Below are 1,281 nucleotides of genomic sequence, written 5' to 3' on the forward strand. Positions count from 1 at the left end.
TCAAAATCTTCCAGAGCGCCCAGAAGTTTTTCCCCGCCCCGGCTTACAAAACGCTCAGGCTGCTGCACCCTGAAGACCGAGTCTTCAGGCATTGCCTGTCCCGGCTTTTCCACCCGGACTTCCCGGTCTTCCAGGTTCAGGTAGACCTGCCCGGCCATGATCAGCCTTTTGGCTGCTTCCTTAGATTCAGCCAGGCCCTGTTCATGCAGCAGCAGGTCTGCCCGGTATTTTCTGGAACGCATGCTCTTTAAGGAAGTGGAGGGCTTCCTGTCGCAGACAGGAGTTTCACCGGGGCTCTAACCATGCCCCATACCCCATGCCCCATGCCCCATGCTCCGTGCGCCATGCCCCATGCTCCTCACGCCCAGTGTATCAGGCCCAGGCAGTGGGGATCCAGAAGCAGGGAATGGTGAGGCAGAATACGCACAGTATACCCGAAGCGCCCGGTCTCGAAAGTTTCCAGTTTACCCTCGTAGAGGATCCAGCCGTCATCAAGCTTCTTTTTCTGCTGCATGAGAACCGTCTTGCGGCTGAGGAAACTGCCGTCCATGTCCACATCACCGGCGTATATCTCCACCTGGATGTCCTCGGTTGACAGTCCATTGACATCTATTTCGGCACTTACGGTTATTTCATCCCCGGCATACAGCTCATCCTCAGCCGCTGCCCGGACATTGCGGATCTGGACGCTGCCCCACTTGGTCATAAGCTCCATTCTCCAGTCCGCCAGTGACTTGGCCTTTTCAAAGTTGTTCTTTTCCAGGGCCATAAAGTTCTTGTAGGCCGGGAGATACGCAGTCTCCACATAGTCTTCAACCATGCGGTGCGAACTGAACTGCGGGGCCAGGTCCCGCAGGCCGTTTTTCATCTTGCGCACCCATTCCGTGGGCAGGCTGCCATGCCTGCGGTCGTAAAATGTGGGCACAATTTCCTTTTCCAGGACGTTGTAAAGGTAGTGACTCTCCACAAGGTCCTGGTATTCCTGGTCGGAATAGCTCTCCCCCATACCTATGGCCCAACCGTAGCGGTTGTCCGTGGTATATGCCTCGTCCCACCAGCCGTCCAGGGTACTGAAGTTGAGCACCCCGTTGGCCACGGCTTTCATTCCGCTGGTGCCGCAGGCCTCCAGAGGACGTTTGGGGTTGTTAAGCCACACATCGCACCCCTGCAGCATGTAGCTTGCAATCTCCATATCGTAGTCTTCCAGGAAAACAAGGCGGTGGCTTAAATCTGCCTCCCGGGCGTGCTGCACGATCTGCTGAATGATCTTCTTGCCTTCCA

At 56.2% G+C, this 1,281-nt stretch carries 2 protein-coding genes; both read right to left on the reverse strand.

The annotated features are described in order from the left end of the window. Window positions 1–242 (reverse strand): S4 domain-containing protein (locus D5S03_RS08530; RefSeq protein ID WP_287043487.1); only part of this gene is annotated, 242 nt, incomplete at its 3' end. A 116-nt stretch (window positions 243–358) separates the two neighbouring features. Continuing rightward, on the reverse strand, window positions 359–1,281 hold a 923-nt coding region (gene glgP, locus D5S03_RS08535), incomplete at its 5' end, for an alpha-glucan family phosphorylase (RefSeq protein ID WP_287043489.1).

It is taken from the genome of Desulfonatronospira sp. MSAO_Bac3, assembly GCF_003838035.1.
Taxonomy (GTDB): domain Bacteria; phylum Desulfobacterota; class Desulfovibrionia; order Desulfovibrionales; family Desulfonatronovibrionaceae; genus Desulfonatronospira; species Desulfonatronospira thiodismutans.